The following is a 20,641-nucleotide window of genomic DNA, read 5'->3' as shown; positions in this document are numbered from 1 at the left end:
TTTCATGCTGATGCCTTCGCCCTCGGCCACCAGTGGAAGAGGGTGTGCCGCCGCAGGGTCTTTGGGTCCCCCTCCAGGACCCGGCACCGCTCGGCCACCCCCTCCATCATCTCCTGCAGGTCCTGGAAGTACCGGTTCGCCACCGCCTCGTTCACCAAAGGCCACACCCGCTCCACCGGTTGCAGCTCGGGGCTGTAGGGGGGCAGAAAGACCAGACGTATCCCTTCAGGCACCTCCACCTTGGGGGAGACGTGCCACCCCGCCCGGTCCAGCACCACCCAGGCCTCCTCTTCCTCCCGCAAGGCGGCCCTGAACTCCCGCAGCACCCAGCCCATCACCTCGGTGTCCATCCCGTCTACCAGCAGGCTCAGGTTCTCTCCCGTCTCCGGTTCCACGAAGGTGCACACGTAGAACCACCGGTACCGGTGTGCCCCCACCGCCAAAGGCCGCTTCCCCCGCCGGGTCCACACCCGCCGGTACACGGGCCTAAGCCCCAGGCGGTGCTCGTCGTAGGCCCAAAGCCTCACCCTCCGCCCCTCCGCCCTGGCCCGCCGGACCTCGGCGAGGAGGTTTTTTTAAAGGCCTCCTGCGCCTCCATGTCCGCCCTCCGGTGCCGGGGCCTTGGGGTGCGCAGGGAAAAGCCCATCTCGTGCAAGAGGCGGTAGATGGGATAGAGGGAGACCTTCTTCCCCAGTTCCCGCTCCACCCAGTCCCGCAGCTTGGGACCCGTCCATAGGCCCCCGTCGGGAGGAGGACCCTGCAAAGCCTCCAGGACCCTCGCCTGCTCCTCGGGGGTCAGCTTGGGCCTCTGCCCTGGGTTATGGTGCCGCCTGTCTTTTAGGGCCTCGGGGCCTTCCTGGTGGTAGCGCCTCACCGTTGCCTGCACCCAGCGGGAGCTGTTCAAGGTGATCCTGGCGATCTCCTTGGCGGTGAGCCCCCGCTTGGCGTGGTAGACCGCCAGGAAGCGGGTCCTTTCTATCGGATCCTTGGCCTTCTTGACCCTCCGCCATAGCTCGCTCAAGGTTAGATGGTCGGCTACGGTCATAAACGAAGGATACAACAGGAAAGGGTATGACGCCCTCGAGGCAGCATGAGACCCGTTCCTGACGGGTACGCACGCGAGCTTAGCCTGAGTGTGCGAAAGGTGGGGTCTGGTCTACGTCCAGGACAGTAAAAGCCCCCATTCAGGGGGCTTTGGGCCGAGAAGTGGCGTTCGCGCTCGCGTCAGTAGGGCATGGTGAGCCCGAGGCCGTAGGCGGTCTTGGCCCCTACCCCAGCGTAGAAGGCGTATGCCTGCAGGATTCCTAGTGCCCGCTGCGCCTCGAGGCTGTCGCTGTGGCAGTGCACCTCCACCACCCCGGTGAAGCCGGGGAAGAACCCCTTGGCGGCCTGGGCCCGCTCGAACCGGAGGTCGGCGAAGCGGGTGAGCTCGAGGTCGAGCTCGAAGACCGCCAGGAGTGCAGCGGCCTCGACCTCCGGGAAGCGCAGGGGGCTGTGGTGCTGCCAGCTCGATAACAGGGACTTGGCGATGAGGAGGGGGTCCGGCAGGGGGGTGTGGCGGGCGCGCCGCCCGGGCTTGGAGGTGGCGAACACGGTGGGGGTGCGGAAGCGCAGGCGCAGGCAGCGGGTGGGCGGGGCCGCGGCCAGCTCTTCCCAGGTGCGGCGGCCGGCGAGGGGGCTGCCCTGGGGGGTGGCCACAACACGGGCCAGGCGGTACGGGTGGTCGCCCAAGGCCAGGCCGTCCACGCCCTCGCGGAGGAGGACCCCCAGCAGCGGGCCGAACAGGCCGTCATCGAGGGTGGTTATCCGCAGCACCACCTCCCCAGGAGACCTGGCCTCCCCTCCCCTACCCGCTGGCGGGGAGGCCTCGAGCGCCGCCAGCGTGAAGGGCTTGCGGGGGGCCGCGTGGACCGCGGCGGCCAAGCCCGGGTCGAGCTTGCCCAACAGCGCGAAGAACAGGCCGTGCGCGTAAAGCCCGGGGTAACGCGGGGGGCGGGGGTCGCTCGAGGTCAGGTGGAGCAGGAAGGCGTGGGGCATCAGCCTCCCCCGCCGCGACGGAACACCTTCACGTTGCCGGAAGAGTAAACCTGCCCCTCGACCAGGTAAGCGCCCAGCCGGTAGTGCTCCTTGAGCCGCTGGCTAGGGAGCAGGCGCTCCAGGGTGAGCGCCTTGTCCTGGGCCTTCTGCTTGCCCTTAGCGGGGGGGAATAGTCGCTCACGCCCCTCGAAATCGGCGAGCTGCAGCACCACGTAGTCAGCAACCCTGGTCACGTCGGCGTCCTCCAGGGACGCCGCGCAGTCGGGCGGGGGTTCGGCCACCGGCTCAACCTCCCCCTGGCAACTCACCAGGGAGTCTTTGGCGCCGAGGTAGGGGATGCGCTCGAGGGCCTCCGCTACGAGCCCGCGATGCTCGGCCGGGACTAGTACGTAGACCTCGAAAGGGCCGTCGAGCAGGGCGAACTCGCGGAAGTGCGGCGAGATCTTGTAGCCCGCGCCGGTGTTTTTGTCGAGGTCGCCCGCGTCCTTTGGCGGGCGCACGTAGCGCATGATGCCCCGGTAGATGACGGCACCCCGCGGGGGGCGCACCCGCACCTTCAAGGGCAACAGCTCCAGCAGGGCCTGGGCCTTCCCCCGCTCGCCCTCGCGCAGGTACGCGGCCAGCATGGCCATCTGCACCGTGAGGGGCGAGGGCACCGCCGGGTTGACGGCGCTGATGGCTACCGTGTCGGGCATGCGGTAGTGGAAGGAGTGCGTGAGGAAGCGGGCCCGCAGCCAAATCTCCGACATGGCCGCTCCTACAGGCCGATCGCGGCCCGGGCCTGGTCGAAAGCCTTAGCCAAACCGGCCAGGTCGTCGAACTCGAGCGCGCGGTAGCGCCCGGGCTTGGCCTCTGCCAGCGTGGCGAGCTCGGCTCTGTAGCGCGGGTTGGGCTTGATGCGCTCGGCGAGCGGGCTGCCCTCGGCGTCGTACCTGAGCTCGACCTCGATGGGGGAACGGAAGGGGGCGGGCCCGAAGTTCGAGAGCACGAGGACGCCCTCGAGCTGCCCCGTGTGCTGCAACCAGCCGGCCTGCTTCGCCCCTGCCGGGGAGAGCAGCCACTGCTCCCAGGCGTCGAGCAGTGCCGCCGCCCGCTGGCGACGCTGCTCGTCGCTCAGGTGGAGGTCGTTGCGGTCCGGCGCGAGCCAGGCCCAGTCGTTGTAGCCGATGCGCCCCAGGTCGAGCCGGGCCACCCCGCCGTACACCGCCGCCCGCATGTTCTGGGTGAAGAGGTTGTGCTGCCCGTCGGGGCGGTAGGCGGCGTGCTGCGAGAACTCCACGACGGCCGGTTCCTCGGAGATCAGCCACCCCACGTCGAAGACCGAATCGCGCTTTGGCGTGGCGCCCTTCACCTTCTCGCTGGACTCGAAGGCCGCCAGGTAGCCGCCGATGTCGGTGACGGCGCAGCCCTCGAGCGCGGCCTTGGTGACCAGGGGGAGGTGGGCGGGCTCGAGCTCAAAGACCCCGTCCTTCCCCTTCACCTCGCTGGCCGGGCCGCCAAGGTAGGCCTTGATGACCCGCTTGGCGCGGTCCGGGAGCAGCCCCTCGCCGTCGGGCGAGAGCGGGAGGCCCCTGGCCTTAGCGATCTGGACCAGGTTCTCGAAGACGTGGCGGCGGACCATCTCGCCCGAGATGCCGTCGTAATTATGGCCGCCCACGCTGATGCGCCGCGGCTCCATCACGTTGGTCCCGCTGCTGCCCTCGTTGTTCATGGCGTGGAACGCCAGGCCGATGCGGAAGCTGATCGAAAGGCTGGTGTAATTCATGCTTCTTCTCCTTGGGCGGCTTCGACGGCCTCGAGTTTGGCGGGCTGATACTTCATGCTGGCCAGCACGCGCAGCAAGAAAGCGGTCTTATGAGCGGGGAAAGTGCGCTGGTCATGGGCCGACAGAACTTCCTCAGAGCTCAGCGAGTCCATGGCCTCCTTGAGGTTCTTCGCCAGCCATTTCCGCTCCTTCTCCGCCCTCGCGAGTGCCCTCGAGAGGATCTTGGCGACCTCCGCGTAGAACTTCTCGGGCTTGTCGGCGCGCTCGAGGCCGATGTACGCCCCGATCCAAGCGCCCTCGCGCTCACCGCGGAAGACCTCGCCCAGTGCCTTCACCAGGGCCTCGCTGGGGGGTGGGATCTGCCTAGCTTCTGCCATTCTCATTGCCTCCTGTATCGACACCAGGGTTCCCAAAAGCTCACTAGCCGCCGCCCGCACATAGCCCCGCACATTAACGGGCAGACTTTCGTCTACCAGCACCCTCGCCTTGGCCCGCGCCATCGCCGCCAGGGTGTCCATCGAGGGGTTCTTGAGGAAGTCCGCCAGCAGCCGCGCCAGGTCGAGCGGCACGCCCGCCTCGAGGCTGCGGGTGCGCTCGAGGTAGCCCAGGGCTTCGTGGGCGAATTCCTTCACGCCCGCGAAGGCCGCGCACAACCGGTGCAGCCCGAGGAGGCCGCTGTAGTAGAACCCCCTCCCGCCGTGGTAGGCGAAGGCGAAATCCTGTATGCGGTACCTCAGGCCGAGGTCGGCAAGGATCCCGAGCGCGGCGAACACCGCCGAGATCGCGCCGCCAGCGCGGTGCTGGTAGCGCTGTTTGAAGGTGATGAAAGGGGTCATGGGTTGGACCGAGCTTTCCAACACAGGCAGCACCGTGGTGACCTCGCCGTTGCCGTAGGCCAGGGCGGCCTGGGTGAGCCCCAAGGTTGCTACCAGGATCTCAGGGAGAGGGCGCTTGCTCGGCAACCCCCGCTCGAACGCGAGTGCCCCGTACCGGGCAGCGTCGGGGCTGCGGGCTCCCATCTGCCAGGCGGGCTCGAGGTAGCGCAAAACGCCCTCCTGCTTGGCCTTTTTCAGCACCTCGGCCTTCGGGGGCCTGGCCTCGAAAAAGCCTTCGACCTCGCCCCGGGAGACCTCGAGCTCGTCTAAGACGACCAGTGTCGTCTGCTCCACGCGTTCCAAGCCCTTGCCCTTGAGGCGCTCGCCGTAGTTGGCGGGGTTGGCCCCCGCCACGGGGCCGGAAAGCTCCCAGTGCGTGCGCAGGTCGCGCAGGCTCGAGGCCCCCGAGCCGAAGAACAGGTGCATCGCCCCCACCAGTTGGCAGGCGTCGTAGAAGGGGAAACCCGTCTTCTGGACGTAGTAGGTCTTGGTCGCCACGCCCAGCCGTCCGAACTTCAGCGGCACAGCTCCACCTCCCGCTCCCCGCTCGCCTCCCAGTCGCCCACCTTGATCATCCGGCTGGCCAGCACGTAGAAGGGGTAGTAGTCCTCGGATGGGCTCGGAGTGTCGAGGACGTAGGTGTGTTTCCCCTCTTTCAGCTCGTAAGTACTGGCGTCGTTGATGTGGTCGAAAAGCCCCGGGGTGATCAGCGCCTGTATCGGCTCGGAGTCCTCGCCGAGCTCGTCCCGCAGGAGCTGCCGAATTTCCTCGAGAACCCCCTCGTGCAGCTCGAAGGGCTGCCATTTCAGCATCCCGTCCGGGTCGCCCAGCGAGTGATGCCGCGAAGCGGCCAGGGCGATCAGCTCGGCCAGCCGGTCTACCTTGCCCTGCTCGTCGACCACGCCGAGTTGACAGAACAGGTAGCGCAAGGCGGGTAGGGCGTGGAAGGCGTGGGGCGGGAGTTCCCCGACCCTCACCCCCTCCTTGCTTTTCGCCCAGAACCCCTCGCCTGTTCCTTCCCTCCAGCCGATTTCTCGCTGCCAGCCCCGGCTCAATTTCCCGACATCGTGCAGCAGCGCGGCCAGGCGGACCATGCTCTCGAGGGTCTGGGCGAACTGCTCGGCGCTTTCCAACGCCCCTCTCGCCTGCATCTGCTCGGCGATGTGGAAGATCCAGGCCGAGTACTTCGACTTCAGCATCGAGTCCACGGCGCGGTAGACCCTCGAGCAGTGCTCCCGCCAGCTCTGAAAGTTGTGCTTGGGCGGCTGGGTCTGTTCGCTGAGGCGGGGCACCACGGGCGTGATCAGGCCGTGGACAGGCTCCACGTAGTCCACCTCGCCAAAGCTCAGGCCCACGGTGGGTGAGTAGCCCGCGTCGGCCTGCGTCAGAAGGTACGTGCGGTTGGGCCGCACCCGCTCGGCTCGCTGCAGCACGTAGAGGGGTTTGTCGTACCTCTCTTCCTTCACCAGCTTGAGCTCCCACAGGTCCTGCTCCTCGAGCCTGCGGGCGAAGCGGCCGTAGCTCACCGGGATGCTCTCGAGGGTGTCGCGCTGGTAGGGCTTGAGCAGGTTTTGCTGTGCGAGGTAGCGCTCGAACTCCGAGAGGCTCGCCCCGCCCTCGGCCCCGACGATCTCCGCGCCTGCGGCATTCCGGGGAGGCTCGCTGACCACCACCACCTGAACGTTGTTGATCTCGCGCAGGGTGCCCTCGAGCACGTCCGCGCTGCGGCCGTGGAAGGTTTGGTCGAGCAGGCCGAGCGCGTCCGCGATGGTGATGGACTTCGTCTTCGGCGCGGGCTGCGGCAGTTCCACCCGCTCGCCCTTTCTGGCCTTCTTGATCTCGGCGTCCCTGCGGCTGACGTTCTCGCCGCGGATGAAGTGCGCGTAGTAGGCGTCCAAGACCTCATCCACCAGCTCGTTCTCGGCGGTCCAGTCGAGCCGGAAGCTGTCGCCGCGGTTGTGCAGGGCGGCCTCGGTGCGTTTCACCAGGTCTTCGCCGTAGGGGATGTGGCTCCGCTCACGTCTGGGCCGGTAGACCACGAACCGGCCTTCCGGCTGGGTGTCGAACCGGGCGCAGCGCCCCGCCCGCTGGATCAGGCTGTCGACGGGGGCGAGCTCGGAGAGCACGACCGGGGCGGAGATGTTGATCCCCGCTTCGCCGACCTGGGTGAGGACGCAGACGGCCCGGGCCGTAGAGCCCCGGCCGAAGACCTCGAGCAGGCGCTCCTCGACGGCCTTGCGGTGGCTGGGCGCGAAGTTGGAGTGGGCCAGGAACAACTCCTCGGGGCCGAGCCGGGCCTGAAGCTGCCGGTAAAGCTCGACGGCGGCGTCGACGGTGTTGACGAAGGCGATCACCCGTCCGTGGGCCTTGAACTCCTCGAGGACGCGCTCGGCGGGCCGCTCGACCTCCTCGAGGCTCAAGGTAACCCTCCGCCAGCCGTCGCGGGCCTGGACGTCGGCGGGGCTCAGCTCTACGGCCTCCAGGCCCACCTGCTCCGCCAGGAACGTGCGCACCGACTTCGGCAGCGTCGCCGTCATCACCGTCGAGAGCAGGCCCCAGCGCTTGCGCTGCTGCAGCACGGCGTACAACAGGGGCAAGCCGCGCTCGGGCCCCAGGAGGTGCACCTCGTCGAACACGCTGTACGAGGCCACGATCGCCCCCGCCACGGCGTGCCCGCTCCTGCTGGAGAAGCTCAGGGGTGCCCCCGCGAACCCCGCGAGGTACTGGTCGATGGTGGTGACCCCTACCCGCTCGGCGAAGATCTCGCTCTCCTGCTGCTGACCGTGGTGGATGGCGGGCCGGTACGCCTCGCCGAAGCCCTGCCGCTCGAGCAGCCCCGCGATGTCCTTCGCCACGCTGTTGGCCAGGGCCCGCATCGGGAGGACGTGCAGCAGCCGCGTCCCCAAAAGGGCGTCGCGAGCAGGGGCGGCCGGACCGGCCGGCAATGCCTCGGTGAAGCCCAGCGCGCTCCCCACGGATTTCCCTATACCTGTAGGGGCATGGAGCAGCACCGACCTTCCCCTCATCAGGGCGTTTGCTGTATTGGTTTGGAACGTCCGGAAATCCATCGAACCTCCGCTCTATTCACGATGCAAAACCTTTGTCGCAGCGTCGGGCGACAAGGAAAAGTTCCGTATTGCAGGTGAACTATACCCAGTTTGAAATACCGGGAAGGGTTAAATGTCACTGCACAGTCCAGACGGGTGCCTTTTCTGCTACCCCGGCTCGTGATCGCGCGCGGGGATGACGGCCCCGCCAAGCGTGAGGGGGTGATCCCGCCGCGCGACCTGGCCCGGGGACAGCTCATTGGTTCAGGTAGGCAAGCTCGAGGCAGTGCCGGCGCACCTTCTCGCGCAGGTGGTCAGGCGCGAGGACCCGCAGGCCCTTCCAGGAGGCTGCCCACCACACCAACTCCTCGGTTATAGGCACCGTGAGCTTGTAGATCAGCGACCCGTCGTCCTGGGGAAGCAGCTCCCGGCTGGGGTGGCGCTGGACCTCGGCGGCCGCCTTGGCGTTGTGGGCCGGGAAGTGCAGCACGACCTCCTCGGGCTCGCCGTCGCCGCCGAAGGTCCCGAAGCTGCGCTCGACGTAAGCCTGAGGGTCGAAGTCGGGCTCGGGGAAGGTCAGGGTGTCGGGCACCTTCTGGCCCTCGCGCCAGGCTACCGCGACCTTGGCCTCGAGGATCCGGTCGAGGCGCAGGTGCATCAGGCCGCCGCCCGGCTTGTGGCTGAAGGTGCGGCTGCGGCCGGCGAGGTAGTAGTGCCCGTTCCAGAAAATGATCCGGTAGGGCTCGAAGGTGTGCTGGCTGAGGCTGCGCTTGACGTTGGTGGGCTTGTAGGTGAGCTCGAGCACCTTGCGCTGCTCGATGGCCGCCACGACCCGCGGGTACACCTCCGGGTCGATCTCGTCGTAGGAATGGTAGTAGACGGCCGAGGGGCGCTCGAGCTTGCTGCCGATGAGGGTCTTGCGCAAGACCTCGAGGGCCTCAGCAGCATAGGGCGTGAGGCGGCGCACGCTCTCCACCGCCGCCACCAGGTCGTGGGCTTGCTGCGCGCTGAGGCTGAACTCGAAGCGCCCGGCGTCGCGGTCGCGGCTGGCCAGCCGGAAGCGGCCGCGCTCGCGCACGATGTTGTAGCCCCGGTTTTCACAGCGCTGGATCACCCGGTACACGCTGGCCCGGCTGATGCCCAAGTGCTCCGCCAACTCGACCGCGCTCAGCGCCGCGCCACCCTCGAGGCGCTGGATCAGGCGGATGTCGTTCTCGTTGGTCATGGCGGTCCTCACACAACCGGCGACGTGGGGCTCGAGGCCGCCCGCTCCGGCAATTGCGATCCGTTCTTAGCTAATCATGACCGATCCGGGGCCTGGACCAAGTTCATCGTTCCCGGCCGAGCTTCGCGGGGCCTCGAATTCGCCCGATGCTGCGACAAGGCTTTGCTAAAGCTGGCCTATGGACGAGGCCCACTACCTACCCGTCTCCAAGGTGAACACGGCGGTCTTCTGCCCCCGCCGGTTCTACCTCGAGTACGTCCTGGGCGAGGTCCACCGCAACCACCACGTCATCGAGGGACACCACCTACACACTCGGGCCTATACCGAGCGGGGCGAGCGCAGCGGGGTGTGGGTCTGGTCGGACCGGCTGGGGCTGGTGGGGGTGGTGGACCGCATCGAGTACGCCGGCGGCGAGCCCGTGCTGGTGGAGTACAAGAAGGGGCGGGCCTTCCCGCAGGCCAACGACTCCGACGCCGTGCAGCTCGCCGCCCAGGCGCTGTGCCTGGAGGAGTCGTGCGGCGAGCGGGCGCGCCGGGGCGCCGTCTACTACCACGCCAGCCGGACCCGCCGCGAGGTGGCGCTCACCCCCGAGCTGCTAGGCCGCGCCGAGGCGGCCGTGGCCCACATGCGCCAGCTCCTGCGGAGCCCCAGGCCGCCGGGGGTGGCGGTACCACCCAGCAAGTGCGCGGGGTGCAGCACCCGGGAGGCCTGCCAGCCCGAGCTGCTGCGCCGGGAGGGGGGCGGGGGCTGATGGGCGTGGTCTACGTGCTCGAGGACGGCTACCTCGCCAAGGACGGCGGCACCCTCAAGGTCTCGAAGCGGGGCCCGGGCGGTGGCGAGACGCTGCTGGAGAAGCCCCTGATCGGCGTGGAGGAGATCGTGGTGCTCGGCAACGCGGTGGTCACGCCCGCCCTCCTCAAGCACTGTGCCGAGGAGAACATCGGCCTGCACTACGTCTCCACCGGCGGCAGGTACTTCGCGGGGCTGACCCGCACCCCCGCCAAGAACGCCCCGGCGCGGGTGGCCCAGTTCGCCGCCCACCTCGACCCCACGCGCAAGCTGGCCCTGGCCCGGCGCTTCGTGCTCGGCAAGCTTCGCAACGGGCAGCACCGCCGGCGTGCCCGAAGCCCCCACCAGCTGGCCCGGCGCTTCGTGCTCGGCAAGCTTCGCAACAGCCTGACCCTGCTGCGTCGCAACGGCGCCGAGGGCTGGGAGGAGATCCGGTGGGCCATCGGCGAGCTCGACAAGGCGGCGGACGAGGGGGCGCTGCGCGGGCTCGAGGGCAACGCCGCCGACGTGTACTTCCGCTCCTACGCCGCGCTGCTCCCGGAGGGCTTCCGCTTTTCGGAGCGAAGCCGCCGCCCCCCGCGCGACCCCGCCAACAGCCTGCTCTCGCTGGCCTACACCTTCCTGGCCAAGGAGTGCGAGAGTGCCCTGCAGGTCGCCGGGCTCGACCCCTACGTGGGCTACCTGCACGAGGTCCGCTACGGGCGGGCCAGCCTAGCGCTCGACCTGATGGAGGAGTTCCGCAGCATCCTGGCCGACTCGGTGGTGCTGTCGCTGCTCAACAACCGCCGGCTCACCCTCGAGGACTTCGACGACGCCGAGGGCTACCCCAAGCTCCGCAAGGAGTCGTTCCCCAAGTTCCTGCGGGCCTGGGAGGAGCGCCTCACCGACCGGGTACGCCACCCGCTGCTGGGCAAAGCCTACAGCTACCGCCAGACGGTCCTGGTGCAAGCACGGGTCCTGGTCAAGCACCTGATGGGCGAGCTACCCGCCTACGAGCCCTTCACGGTGCGCTAGGGGTGCAGCATGGAACTCTACGCCATCGTGGCCTACGACACCCCGTCCGACTCCAGGCGGGCCAAGCTCGCCCGCCTGCTCAAAGGCTTCGGCGAACGTCGGCAGTTCAGCGTCTTCGAGTGCCGGCTCCGCCGCGAGCACTGGGCGCTGCTCAAGGCCAGGATCGAGAACTTGGTGGACAAGGACGAGGACGTGCTGGCCGTCTACTTCCTCCCCCCTGAGGCCGTGGGGCGCACCTACCGCATCGGGCACGAGGCCGTCAAGCGCTTGGACGAGCCCGAGTTCATCTAGAGCCCTCGAGCGCGAACGCCGCTTCACCCGCCCCCGGCCCCCGGGCCGGGGTTTTTCCCGTCCCCGGCAGGCCAAATTCCATCTCGAGTGCCCGCCTCGGTCAGGCGTCGTGTGCGTCACCGTGCCCGACGGCAAAAACGGCCCCTCGAGGTTCCGCGAGGCGCTGGCTCGAGGGCGTGCTCGAGGTTGCGTGCGAATTCAGGCTCGAGAAGGCCGACCTGCATTTGCCTTTTTCGGGGGGCCGGGCTTAAGCTCGAGATACTCCGTAGGAGATTGAAACATCACCCTCTCGCCCGACGGCTCCGACGCCCGCCGGGGCTTAAGCTCGAGATACTCCGTAGGAGATTGAAACATGAGCCGACTGAGGGCTTCCTCGCTCGAAGCGACGGGGCTTAAGCTCGAGATACTCCGTAGGAGATTGAAACGAAGTTCTGCCAGCGCCAGTCCACCTGCACCCCGGGGGCTTAAGCTCGAGATACTCCGTAGGAGATTGAAACCTCAGCCACATCGGCTACTGCTCCTGGAAAAACGGTGGGCTTAAGCTCGAGATACTCCGTAGGAGATTGAAACGGCACCAACCAGGAGGTGCTGGGGCCGGATTACCTGGGGGCTTAAGCTCGAGATACTCCGTAGGAGATTGAAACTCCGGGGGGACCAGCGCCACCTGGTCGGACATGCCGGGGCTTAAGCTCGAGATACTCCGTAGGAGATTGAAACGTCTCCACCGCCCACAGGGCCAAGGGGCGGGAGTGGGGGCTTAAGCTCGAGATACTCCGTAGGAGATTGAAACATGAGGGTGAGGCCCCGGACCGCGGGCGCGGAGGGGGGCTTAAGCTCGAGATACTCCGTAGGAGATTGAAACAACGCCCTCGAGGACGAGCGCATCGAGCGACTGGGCTTAAGCTCGAGATACTCCGTAGGAGATTGAAACCTCTGAGCGAGGGCCTCCTCCAGGAAGTGCTCCAGGGGCTTAAGCTCGAGATACTCCGTAGGAGATTGAAACATCAAATGGCCCCTTAGGGGAATGCTGGCCGGGGGGGCTTAAGCTCGAGATACTCCGTAGGAGATTGAAACTTCGACTTCAAGTTTCCCGACCCCGGCGGGCTAACGGGCTTAAGCTCGAGATACTCCGTAGGAGATTGAAACCTCCTTCTCGGCGGCGGCGTCGAGGCCGGCCTTGGGGGCTTAAGCTCGAGATACTCCGTAGGAGATTGAAACTTCCGGGACAAAGGGGATCAGGCCATCGTGCTGGGGCTTAAGCTCGAGATACTCCGTAGGAGATTGAAACCTGTACCTGGCCTTCAACCGCTCGGTGGCGGAGGGGGCTTAAGCTCGAGATACTCCGTAGGAGATTGAAACTCGGGCGTGGGGTTGTGGGGTTCTTTTCCGTGGGGCTTAAGCTCGAGATACTCCGTAGGAGATTGAAACCAGACCGACGCCCGCTTCGCCGCGCCGAGCCTGGCCGGGGCTTAAGCTCGAGATACTCCGTAGGAGATTGAAACCAGCAGCAGCGCCGAGTCGCTGGCGAAAAAACTCCGGGCTTAAGCTCGAGATACTCCGTAGGAGATTGAAACCTAACCTCGTCACGGTGTTCCCGCCCCTGGAGGGAGCGGCTTAAGCTCGAGATACTCCGTAGGAGATTGAAACCTGTTGGCCTTCTCCGCCGCGTAGCCGTAGGCGGGCTTAAGCTCGAGATACTCCGTAGGAGATTGAAACAGTACGTAGGCCAGCAGGCCGAACACCAGCCCGGGCTTAAGCTCGAGGTACTCCGTAGGAAACAGGCTCTCTAGAAACCAGCCTTAGAGCTTCCCGTACCCCATCCGGTGGCTCTCCCCTACTCGGCCATGCGCCTCACACCGCTCGAAGAGCTGCTCGAGCGCTTCTATCAGGAGATCAGCCGAAACAGCACCTGGACGGAGCTGACCGCGCGCTTCACCAACGAGCAGCTCCAGACCATCCTCGAGTTCATCAGCGCGAGCACCCGGATCATGCAGCAGGAGACGGCCAAGCTGCGCGAGGGCAACCCCGCCGCGAAGTAGCGGGCCTCCTCGGCGTGGGTCGTGCGGGGTGCGGCCGGCCCCGCAGGCACGTCCCCCGTCCTGCCGCGTCCCCGTCGCCCTCCGGCCGCCCTGACCGGGGGCCCTATTGACAACCCGGGGAGCAGGGTCTATATTCAAGGCACAAAAACGATTTCGGAAACGATTTTGGCACGTCACCCACGCTACGTCGCCGAAAGGGGGTCATGAACACACGCGTCTCCATCCAGGATGTGGCCCAGCTCGCCGGGGTCGCCGTGAGCACGGTCTCCAGGGTGCTCAACGGCTACCGCGACGTGTCCGAGGAGACCCGGGCCAAGGTGCACCGCGCCGTCGAGCAGCTCGGCTACCGGCCCAACCAGGCCGCCCGCACCTTCCGCACCGGCAAGACCCAGTCGGTCTCGGTCCTGCTGCCCATGATCGGCACCGACTTCTACAACCGCCTGATCAACGGCATCGACCAGGGGCTCGCCCAGCGCGACTACGACGCCGGGCTCTTCCCCCTGCTGAGCCCGCGCCGCCTCGAGCGCTACCGCAACCCCTCCGCCCCCCCCTACAACGCCGACGGCCTGATCCTGGCCTCGCTCAACCCCGACCGCCTCTTCGAGGGCGGCAAGATCCCCGCCGACCTGCCCACCGTCCTCGTCGACATCGCCCACACCGCCTACGACAGCGTGACGGTGGACCACGTCGAGGGGGGCTACCTCGCGGGCCGGCACCTCCTCGAGCGCCCCGCCCCGACCTTCGTGGTCATGATCGAGGAGCGCTTCGACACCCCCTTCGCCAGCGGCGTCTTCCGCGAGCGCCTCAGGGGCTTCCGCCGGGCCCTGGAGGAGGGCCCGGTCAAGCTGCCCAAGGACCACGTCGTCACCGTCGAGTTCAGCTGGGACGGCGGGCGCCTGGCGGCGCAGGAGATCCTGCGCAGGCTCGACGGCCCGGCCAACATCTTCGCCACCTGCGACCTGCTGGCCCAGGGGCTCATCGACGAGTTCGCCCACAAGGGCATCAAGGTCGGGGGCGAGGTGCGGCTGGTGGGCTACGACGACCAGCCCTGGGCCGAGGCCTACGGGCTGTCGACCGTGAAGCAGCCCATCGAGTCGATGGGGGGGCTGGCCGCGCGGCTACTGCTGCAACGGCTCGAGCGCCCCACCGCCGAGGTCACCCACCGGGTGCTCAGCCCGCGGCTGGTGGTGCGGGAGTCGTCCAGGGTCTAGGGGGTGAGGCGCTTGCCGGGGCTGAAGCTCACGCCGCCAGGGAGCCGCCGATCGTATATAAACCCGCTGTCGAGAAGGAGGAAGGTATGAAAGCACACTGGCTCAAGGTGATCGCAACCACCGCCGTCGCGCTCCTCAGCCTGGGCACGGCGCAGAAGCTCACCTTCTGGCACTACTGGGACGGGACCAACGGGCAGGTCCTGCAGGGTCTCATCGAGCGCTACCAGAAGGAGCACCCCGGGGTGACCATCGAGGCGGTGTTCGTGCCCGGCGGGGAGTTGCTGACCAAGCTGCAGACCGCCATCACCGCCCGGCAGACCCCTACCATGGCCATCTCCGACCTCGTCGCCATGCCCCTGCTCACCCGCAGCGGCGCGCTGGCCCCGCTCGACGACCACATCCGCCAGAGCAACCTCAACCTCGCCGACTACTTCCCCGGGCCCCTGGTCTACGGGCTCTACCAGGGCAAGCGCTACAGCCTGCCGGTGAGCGCTTCCAACCTCGGGCTGTTCTGGAACAAGAACCTCTTCCGGGCTGCCGGGCTCGACCCCAACCGCCCCCCGCGCAACTGGGACGAGCTGCTGCGCTACGCCAGGCAGATCAAGGAGAAGACCGGCAAGTGGGGCCTCGAGCTCTTCACCCAGGGCGGCGAGGGCACCACCTGGCAGACCCAGGTGTACTTCTGGGGTGCGGGGGCCGAGTTCCTGGGCGCCAACAACACCGCCCCGGCCTTCAACTCGGCCCAGGGCGTGCGGGCCCTGCAGTTCCTGGTGGACCTGGTGCAGAAGGAGAAGGTGGCCCCCGTGGCCCCGTGGGGCCTCTTCGGGCGCGGCGAGGCCGCGATGGTGATGGACGGCTCGTGGATGACGCAGTTCTTCCCGCAGCAGGTCAACTTCGAGCTCGGGGCGGCCGCCTTCCCCTTCGCCCCGGGCGGGCGCCCGGCCACCAACATGGGCGGCGAGCAGATCTTCATCTTCCAGAACGCCGACGCGGCCACGGCCAAGGCCGCCTGGGACTTCATCAACTGGTTCAGCAGCACGCCCGTGCAGGTGGAGTGGGACCGGGGCACCGGCTTCCTGCCGGTGCGCCGCTCGGTGGCGAACGACCCGGCCTACCGGGCCTGGGTGAGCAACGCCCGCCCCCTCATGCGGCCCTTCGTCGACTCGATGGCCTTCGCCAAGCCCCGCCCGCCGGTGGCCCGCTACCCCCAGATCTCCGACGTCTTCGCCCGGTACGTCCAGGAAGCGCTGCTGGGGCGCCTGAGCCCCAAGGAGGCGCTCGACCGCGCGGCCCAGGAAGTCACGCCGCTGCTGCGCTAGCGCTGAGGAGCCTGCGGTGAACGGGGTTCGCCTCCAGAAAACGCCTTCCAAAGCCTCGCGGTGGGGGCGAACCCTGGGCGAGTGGCCCGCTGCCCTGTTCTTCCTGCTGCCCACGGTGGCGGTGCTGGGCACCTTCAACTTCTACCCGGCGCTCTACTCGCTCTACCTCTCGCTCTTCGAGTGGAACGGCCTCTCCCCCACCCGCGAGTTCGTGGGGCTGGCCAACTACGCGCGGCTGCTGGCCTCCGGGGAGTTCTGGAACTCGCTCCGGGTCACCCTGCTCTACGCGGGCGGGGTGACCCTCTTAGCGCTGGCCCTCGGCCTGGGGGTGGCCGTGCTGCTCAACCAGCCCATCCGGGGGCAGGCCGTCTACCGGGTGCTCTACTTCCTGCCGGTGATCACCCCCACCGTGGCCAGCGGAGTGGTGTGGAAGTACCTCTTCGACCCCACCCAGGGGGTGGTGAACCGGGGGCTGGCGGGGGTGGGCCTCGAGGGGCCCTCCTGGCTCAGCGACCCCTCCTGGGCCCTGGCGGCGGTGGTCGTGGTGGGGGTGTGGAAGCGGGTGGGCTTCAACATGGTGGTCTACCTGGCGGCCCTGCAGGGCATCCCCAGGGCCTACTACGAGGCGGCCCAGCTCGACGGGGCGGGCCCCTGGCAGCAGTTCCGCCACATCACCCTCCCCCTGCTCGCCCCCACCACCTTCTTCCTGGTCGTCACCGCCCTCATCGACGCCTTCCAGGTCTTCGACCTCGTCTACGTGATGACCTCGGGCGGGCCGTTGGGGGGCACCGACGTGCTGGGCTACTACCTCTACCGGCAGGGCTTCCGCTACAGCGAGCTGGGCTTCGCCTCGGCCGTGGCCTACGTGATGTTCGCGCTGATCTTCGCCGTGACCGTGGCCCAGTTCCGGCTGACCCGGGGAGGGGGGCAGGGTGAAGGCTAGGGCGCTGCGGACCGCCCTCGTCCACCTGCTGCTCGCGGGCGGGGCCTTCCTCTCGGCCATGCCCTTCTTGTGGATGCTCACCACCGCGCTCAAGCCCGAGAGCGCCCTGTACCAGCCCCCTCTGCTGTTCCCGGCGCACTTCCAGTGGGAGAACTTCGCCAAGGCCTGGCAGGCCGCGCCCTTCCCCCGCTTCTTCCTCAACAGCGCGGTGATGACGGCGGGGATCGTCCTCGCCCAGACCCTCTTCTCGGCCATGGCCGGCTACGCCTTCGCCCGGATGCGCTTCGCGGGGCGCGACCTGCTGTTCTTCGGGGTGCTGGGCACCATGATGATCCCCTTCCCCGTGACCCTCATCCCCAGCTTCCTGGTGGTGAACTGGCTGGGCTGGATCGACACCTACAACGCCCTCATCGTCCCGCGGGCGGTCTCGGCCTTCGCGATCTTCCTCTTCCGCCAGTTCTTCCTCTCGCTGCCCAGAGAGCTCGAGGAAGCCGCCCTGATGGACGGAGCTGGGCGCCTGACCATCTTTTTCCGCATCGTGCTGCCCCTGTCCACCCCGGTGATCGCGGCTAGCGCGATCTTCTCCTTCCTCTTCGCCTGGAACGACTTCCTGTGGCCGCTGATCGTGACCAACTCGCCGGACATGCGCACCGTGCAGGTGGGCCTGGCGATGTTCCAGGGGCAGTACGGGGTGTTCTGGACGCTGCTCAGCGCCGCCGCCACCATCGTCACGTTGCCCGCCGTCCTGGCCTTCCTCGCCGCGCAGCGGCAGTTCATCGCCGGCATCACCAACACCGGCCTCAAGGAGTAGCGCCGTGCAGATCCCCGACTGGGTTAAAGACGCCATCTTTTACCAGATCTTCCCCGAGCGCTTCCGGAACGGCGACCCCGCCAACGACCCGCCCGGCACCGAGCCCTGGGGCGCGGCCCCCACCCGCGACAACTTCCTCGGGGGGGACCTCGAGGGCGTCACCCAGGGCCTGGACTACGTCGCCGACTTAGGGTGCAACGCGCTCTACCTGACCCCCGTCTTCAAGGCCGCCACCAACCACAAGTACGACACCTACGACTACTTTCAGATTGATCCCCACTTCGGCGACGACGCCACCTTCGACCGCCTAGTGCGGGAGGTCAAGAAGCGGGGCATGCGGCTGGTGCTCGACGGGGTGTTCAACCACTGCGGCGTGGGCTTCGCGCCCTTCAAGGACGTGCTCGAGAAGGGCGAGCGCTCGCCCTACCGCGACTGGTTCATGCCCTACGGCTTCCCCCTGCGGCCGGAGCTGCCCAACTACGCCACCTGCGGCGGGGTGGGCTGGCTGCCCCGGCTTAACGCCAAGAACCCCGAGGTCGAGGCCTTCGTGAACGAGGTGGTGCTGCACTGGCTGGGGCGCGGCATCGACGGCTGGCGCATGGACGTGCCCTACGAGCTCGAGCCCCCTTTCTGGCGCCGCCTGCGGCAGGCGGTGAAGGCGCGCTACCCCGAGGCCTACCTGGTGGCCGAGGAGTGGCGCGACCCCTGGCCCTTCCTGCAGGGCGACACCTTCGACGGGGCCATGCACTACCGGCTGCGCGACCTGCTCTTCGACTTCTTCCTCAAGAACGCCCTGGCCGCCGACAGCTTCGCCCGCGCCCTCACCCTGCTGCGCGAGCGGCTGCCCGAGGGTTCGGAGTGGGGGATGCTGACCCTCCTGGGCAGCCACGACACCTCCCGCATCCTCACCGAGTGCGGCGGCGACCGCGAGGCCGTGCAGCTCCTCTTCACCTTCCTCCTCACCTACCCCGGCGCCCCGATGCTCTACTACGGCGACGAGAACGGGATGGAGGGCGGCAACGACCCCGACTGCCGCCGCCCGATGGTCTGGGAGCCGGAGCGCTGGAAGCCGGAGGTCCGCGCCGCCGTGCGCCAACTGCTGACCCTGCGCCGGGCGCACCCCGTGCTGAGGCGGGGCGCCTTCGAGGTGGCCTACGCCGAGGACCGGGTGTTCGCCTTCTACCGGGTGCTGGGCGGGGAACGGGCGCTGGTGGTGCTCAACAACACCCGGGTGCCCCGCGAACTCGCCCTTCCGGTGAGCTTTACCGAGGGAACCCGGCTCATCGAAGCCTTGCGTTGCCAGGACTACGTGGTCGAGGGCGGGCATGTCCGCCTGGCCCCGATGGAACCCCGCGGGGCGTGGGTGTTGTTCGAGGCCGGGCGTCTGGGCCCTGACCCCGCCGTGGCCGAAGACCCGGGCCGCTGAACGGCCCCGCCCGCGGAGGGGCGGCTTCATCAGCCTCCTCCGCCCGGGCGCTATCCTGAAAGGTGCATGGGCGCCGAGCGCAAACCCCCGCTCGAGTCCCGGCCGCCAGCCTGTGCGCTAGCCTCGGTCAGGCGCAGCGTCTTTGCAGGTCAAGCTTTGGGCTATATCCCGGATGTATCCCGCCCCATATATCCGCTTGGGAACAGCTTTTTCCGCCCACAAGTCGCCCCACGGAGTCAACCGGGATATAGCTTGACACCCCTGAATTTATGGGTACGGCATGGGTAGTTCTCGGCAACGTCCCCGGAGAAGCCCGCCATGCGGTGATAACTCTTGACTTATCAAGGTGATAATGCTAGACTTAACTCATGCGAGTCATCGCCGCCGCCGACCCCACCAACCCCGAGCGCATCCCGGTGATCGAGGACATGCGGGCGCTGAACCGTTCAGGCCGGGGCGGGTGCGTGGGTGCGATGATCCGCATGGTGGCTGACCTCCGTGAGAACGGGCAGGCCAGCCGCTACATCAAGCACCTCGGCGGCGGGCTGTACGAGCTCAAAACCCGCACCCCGGTCGGCGGGGCCCGGGTTTACTTTTTCGTGCTCGGTGGGACGGCCTACCTGTGCCGGGCCGAGTGCAAGCGGGAGGACCGGGCCAGTGCAGCCCTGCTGGACGAGGTGGCGGCGATGCTCGAGGCCTACCGGAGGTAGCGAGAAGGAGGCTTTATGGCTAAGACCAAGAAACCCCCCCACGACACCGGTGACCGGGTCAAGCCCCTGCGCGAGCTCTTCAGCGGGTGGGACGACCTCTCCCCCGAGCAGCAGGAGCGCCTGGCACGGCTGCTCTCGGAGCCCGAGCCCGACTGGGGCGAGCCGGAGGACCCGGCCGAGGCCCGGCACGACGTCGTGGCGGAGATCGTCCGCGAGGTCGGGGTGGAGGCCCTCGAGGCCGCCGACGCCGGGGCGCTGATCGCCCTCGCCAAGGCCGTCAGCGGCCTCTCCCAGAGGCAGCTCGCGGAGCGGGTGGGGGTGTCGAACCCCCGCGTGGCCCAGGTCCAGAAGGCCGGGCAGGCCGTGGAGGTGCAGACCCTCGAGCGCTTCGCCGAGGCGATGGGCTACACCCTGGAGTTGCGCTTCGTTCCCAAGGACCCCCGTGGCGGGCCGGTGCTGGTGGCTCGGGGCTCGAAGATCCCGAGCGAGCCCGGGATGGAGTAGTCCCTTGGCACCAGTACCGCCGACCGCGGCCCGGCAGTGGCCGTGCTCGAGCCGGGCTCAAAGGCTTAGAGATCGAGATTAACCTAACCCTTAGGGCAATACCTCGCTGTTTACGCAGGCTCACGCTCCGGCTCGGCCAAGCCCTCGGCAGCAGCGCGCTCGAGGTTGAGCGCCAGGAGGCGTTCGAGGATCTGTTCCTCACTTAGAGGCCACTCCCAGCCGTAAGCCGCGGCGACGGCCTGGTCGAGCTTCTGGTGGGCGATGAGCAGGGGGTAGACGGGGCTCGAGGGGGCGCGGGAGTCGCGCAGGACTTCGAGCTGGTTGTAGAGGCTGGTGAGGGTGGCCTGGGGGTCCGAGGCCAGTAAGGACGAGCGCACCGTGTCGAGATACTTGGCCCATTTCTCTATCTCGGCCTTTTGCTCGGATGTAGGGCGGGGGAACAGACTTGACCGCTATACATCTTTTGTATGCAACCCCAGGAACCTCAAAGCGGAGAGGGGGTTGAAGGAGAAGGCTTCCAGGGCGGCTTTTTAGCCTGGACCTTGCGGTAGTTGAGGCAGTTCAGCACGAAAGCCCGCAGGGCACAAAGGTTGAAGGCCAGGGCGCCACGGGCCTGGGCATGGTCCTCGCGTAAG

The 20,641-nt window shown here is 67.7% G+C and carries 20 protein-coding genes and 1 CRISPR repeat array; of the genes, 11 read left to right on the top strand and 9 right to left on the bottom strand.

Features of this window, described 5'->3' with window-relative positions:
- Positions 1 to 2 precede the first annotated feature (2 nt).
- From MEICH_RS0116010 to MEICH_RS0115975, 8 genes are all read right to left on the bottom strand, one after another.
- On the bottom strand, positions 3 to 527 hold the full coding sequence (locus MEICH_RS0116010) for an IS630 family transposase (RefSeq protein ID WP_027893404.1): 525 nt from the start codon (positions 525 to 527) through the stop codon (positions 3 to 5).
- Positions 524 to 1,045, bottom strand: coding sequence for a winged helix-turn-helix domain-containing protein (locus MEICH_RS0116005; protein ID WP_027893405.1), 522 nt, complete (start codon positions 1,043 to 1,045; stop codon positions 524 to 526). Before MEICH_RS0116005 ends, MEICH_RS0116010 begins: the two co-directional genes overlap by 4 nt.
- 179 nt (positions 1,046 to 1,224) lie before the next feature.
- On the bottom strand, positions 1,225 to 2,037 hold the full coding sequence (gene cas6 / locus MEICH_RS0116000; protein WP_027893440.1) for a CRISPR system precrRNA processing endoribonuclease RAMP protein Cas6: 813 nt from the start codon (positions 2,035 to 2,037) through the stop codon (positions 1,225 to 1,227).
- Complete coding sequence (locus MEICH_RS0115995; protein ID WP_027893439.1) at positions 2,037 to 2,786, bottom strand: hypothetical protein; 750 nt, start codon at positions 2,784 to 2,786, stop codon at positions 2,037 to 2,039. The genes cas6 and MEICH_RS0115995 overlap by 1 nt, the downstream gene beginning before the upstream one ends.
- Positions 2,787 to 2,794: 8 nt before the next feature.
- Positions 2,795 to 3,802 carry a DevR family CRISPR-associated autoregulator gene (locus tag MEICH_RS0115990; protein ID WP_027893438.1) on the bottom strand — a complete coding sequence of 336 codons (1,008 nt, stop codon included), beginning with the start codon at positions 3,800 to 3,802 and terminating at the stop codon, positions 2,795 to 2,797.
- Positions 3,799 to 5,202, bottom strand: coding sequence for a hypothetical protein (locus MEICH_RS0115985; RefSeq protein WP_027893437.1), 1,404 nt, complete (start codon positions 5,200 to 5,202; stop codon positions 3,799 to 3,801). Before MEICH_RS0115985 ends, MEICH_RS0115990 begins: the two co-directional genes overlap by 4 nt.
- The gene (locus MEICH_RS0115980) at positions 5,193 to 7,745 is read right to left on the bottom strand and encodes a CRISPR-associated helicase/endonuclease Cas3 (protein ID WP_027893436.1); all 2,553 of its coding nucleotides are present in this window, start codon (positions 7,743 to 7,745) and stop codon (positions 5,193 to 5,195) included. The genes MEICH_RS0115985 and MEICH_RS0115980 overlap by 10 nt, the downstream gene beginning before the upstream one ends.
- 235 nt (positions 7,746 to 7,980) lie before the next feature.
- Positions 7,981 to 8,949 (bottom strand): helix-turn-helix transcriptional regulator, encoded by a 969-nt coding sequence (locus MEICH_RS0115975; protein ID WP_027893435.1) that lies wholly within the window; start codon positions 8,947 to 8,949, stop codon positions 7,981 to 7,983.
- Between the two features lie 178 nt (positions 8,950 to 9,127).
- On the opposite strand from MEICH_RS0115975, the gene cas4 reads away from it, so the two are divergent.
- From cas4 to MEICH_RS25535, 11 genes are all read left to right on the top strand, one after another.
- Complete coding sequence (gene cas4, locus MEICH_RS0115970) at positions 9,128 to 9,700, top strand: CRISPR-associated protein Cas4 (protein ID WP_027893434.1); 573 nt, start codon at positions 9,128 to 9,130, stop codon at positions 9,698 to 9,700.
- Positions 9,700 to 10,752, top strand: coding sequence for a CRISPR-associated endonuclease Cas1 (gene cas1, locus MEICH_RS0115965; protein ID WP_027893433.1), 1,053 nt, complete (start codon positions 9,700 to 9,702; stop codon positions 10,750 to 10,752). Before cas4 ends, cas1 begins: the two co-directional genes overlap by 1 nt.
- A 9-nt stretch (positions 10,753 to 10,761) precedes the next feature.
- Complete coding sequence (gene cas2, locus MEICH_RS0115960) at positions 10,762 to 11,043, top strand: CRISPR-associated endonuclease Cas2 (RefSeq protein WP_013159785.1); 282 nt, start codon at positions 10,762 to 10,764, stop codon at positions 11,041 to 11,043.
- A 242-nt stretch (positions 11,044 to 11,285) separates the two neighbouring features.
- A CRISPR array of direct repeats spans positions 11,286 to 12,759; the repeat unit is 38 nt; unit sequence GGGGCTTAAGCTCGAGATACTCCGTAGGAGATTGAAAC.
- 128 nt (positions 12,760 to 12,887) lie between these two features.
- Positions 12,888 to 13,082, top strand: a complete 195-nt coding sequence (locus tag MEICH_RS0115955; protein WP_157202857.1) for a hypothetical protein — start codon at positions 12,888 to 12,890, stop codon at positions 13,080 to 13,082.
- Positions 13,083 to 13,285: 203 nt separating this feature from the next.
- Complete coding sequence (locus tag MEICH_RS0115950; protein WP_027893431.1) at positions 13,286 to 14,293, top strand: LacI family DNA-binding transcriptional regulator; 1,008 nt, start codon at positions 13,286 to 13,288, stop codon at positions 14,291 to 14,293.
- A gap of 86 nt (positions 14,294 to 14,379) precedes the next feature.
- Positions 14,380 to 15,612 carry an ABC transporter substrate-binding protein gene (locus tag MEICH_RS0115945; protein ID WP_027893430.1) on the top strand — a complete coding sequence of 411 codons (1,233 nt, stop codon included), beginning with the start codon at positions 14,380 to 14,382 and terminating at the stop codon, positions 15,610 to 15,612.
- Between the two features lie 16 nt (positions 15,613 to 15,628).
- On the top strand, positions 15,629 to 16,555 hold the full coding sequence (locus tag MEICH_RS0115940) for a carbohydrate ABC transporter permease (protein ID WP_027893429.1): 927 nt from the start codon (positions 15,629 to 15,631) through the stop codon (positions 16,553 to 16,555).
- On the top strand, positions 16,545 to 17,366 hold the full coding sequence (locus MEICH_RS0115935; protein WP_027893428.1) for a carbohydrate ABC transporter permease: 822 nt from the start codon (positions 16,545 to 16,547) through the stop codon (positions 17,364 to 17,366). The genes MEICH_RS0115940 and MEICH_RS0115935 overlap by 11 nt, the downstream gene beginning before the upstream one ends.
- 4 nt (positions 17,367 to 17,370) lie before the next feature.
- Positions 17,371 to 18,792 carry a glycoside hydrolase family 13 protein gene (locus MEICH_RS25540; protein WP_051304271.1) on the top strand — a complete coding sequence of 474 codons (1,422 nt, stop codon included), beginning with the start codon at positions 17,371 to 17,373 and terminating at the stop codon, positions 18,790 to 18,792.
- Positions 18,793 to 19,160: 368 nt separating this feature from the next.
- Entirely contained in the window at positions 19,161 to 19,502 is a 342-nt protein-coding gene (locus tag MEICH_RS0115925; RefSeq protein WP_027893427.1) for a type II toxin-antitoxin system RelE/ParE family toxin, read from the top strand.
- 15 nt (positions 19,503 to 19,517) lie between these two features.
- Complete coding sequence (locus MEICH_RS25535; protein WP_036219477.1) at positions 19,518 to 20,006, top strand: helix-turn-helix domain-containing protein; 489 nt, start codon at positions 19,518 to 19,520, stop codon at positions 20,004 to 20,006.
- A 110-nt stretch (positions 20,007 to 20,116) separates the two neighbouring features.
- On the opposite strand, the gene MEICH_RS0115915 is transcribed toward MEICH_RS25535, so the two are convergent.
- On the bottom strand, positions 20,117 to 20,383 hold the full coding sequence (locus MEICH_RS0115915; RefSeq protein ID WP_027893426.1) for a hypothetical protein: 267 nt from the start codon (positions 20,381 to 20,383) through the stop codon (positions 20,117 to 20,119).
- Positions 20,384 to 20,641: the final 258 nt, after the last annotated feature.

It is taken from the genome of Calidithermus chliarophilus DSM 9957 (assembly GCF_000430045.1).
GTDB lineage: Bacteria > Deinococcota > Deinococci > Deinococcales > Thermaceae > Calidithermus > Calidithermus chliarophilus.
This window is presented reverse-complemented; position numbering and strand designations above follow the sequence as displayed.

Coding starts and splice junctions, on each gene's coding strand:
- MEICH_RS0116005 (WP_027893405.1), bottom strand. CDS start 1,045: ATGACCGTAGCCGACCATCTAACCTTGAGCGAGCTATGGCGGAGGGTC.
- cas6 (WP_027893440.1), bottom strand. CDS start 2,037: ATGCCCCACGCCTTCCTGCTCCACCTGACCTCGAGCGACCCCCGCCCC.
- MEICH_RS0115995 (WP_027893439.1), bottom strand. CDS start 2,786: ATGTCGGAGATTTGGCTGCGGGCCCGCTTCCTCACGCACTCCTTCCAC.
- MEICH_RS0115990 (WP_027893438.1), bottom strand. CDS start 3,802: ATGAATTACACCAGCCTTTCGATCAGCTTCCGCATCGGCCTGGCGTTC.
- MEICH_RS0115980 (WP_027893436.1), bottom strand. CDS start 7,745: ATGGATTTCCGGACGTTCCAAACCAATACAGCAAACGCCCTGATGAGG.
- MEICH_RS0115975 (WP_027893435.1), bottom strand. CDS start 8,949: ATGACCAACGAGAACGACATCCGCCTGATCCAGCGCCTCGAGGGTGGC.
- cas4 (WP_027893434.1), top strand. CDS start 9,128: ATGGACGAGGCCCACTACCTACCCGTCTCCAAGGTGAACACGGCGGTC.
- cas1 (WP_027893433.1), top strand. CDS start 9,700: ATGGGCGTGGTCTACGTGCTCGAGGACGGCTACCTCGCCAAGGACGGC.
- cas2 (WP_013159785.1), top strand. CDS start 10,762: ATGGAACTCTACGCCATCGTGGCCTACGACACCCCGTCCGACTCCAGG.
- MEICH_RS0115955 (WP_157202857.1), top strand. CDS start 12,888: ATGCGCCTCACACCGCTCGAAGAGCTGCTCGAGCGCTTCTATCAGGAG.
- MEICH_RS0115950 (WP_027893431.1), top strand. CDS start 13,286: ATGAACACACGCGTCTCCATCCAGGATGTGGCCCAGCTCGCCGGGGTC.
- MEICH_RS0115945 (WP_027893430.1), top strand. CDS start 14,380: ATGAAAGCACACTGGCTCAAGGTGATCGCAACCACCGCCGTCGCGCTC.
- MEICH_RS0115925 (WP_027893427.1), top strand. CDS start 19,161: ATGCGAGTCATCGCCGCCGCCGACCCCACCAACCCCGAGCGCATCCCG.
- MEICH_RS25535 (WP_036219477.1), top strand. CDS start 19,518: ATGGCTAAGACCAAGAAACCCCCCCACGACACCGGTGACCGGGTCAAG.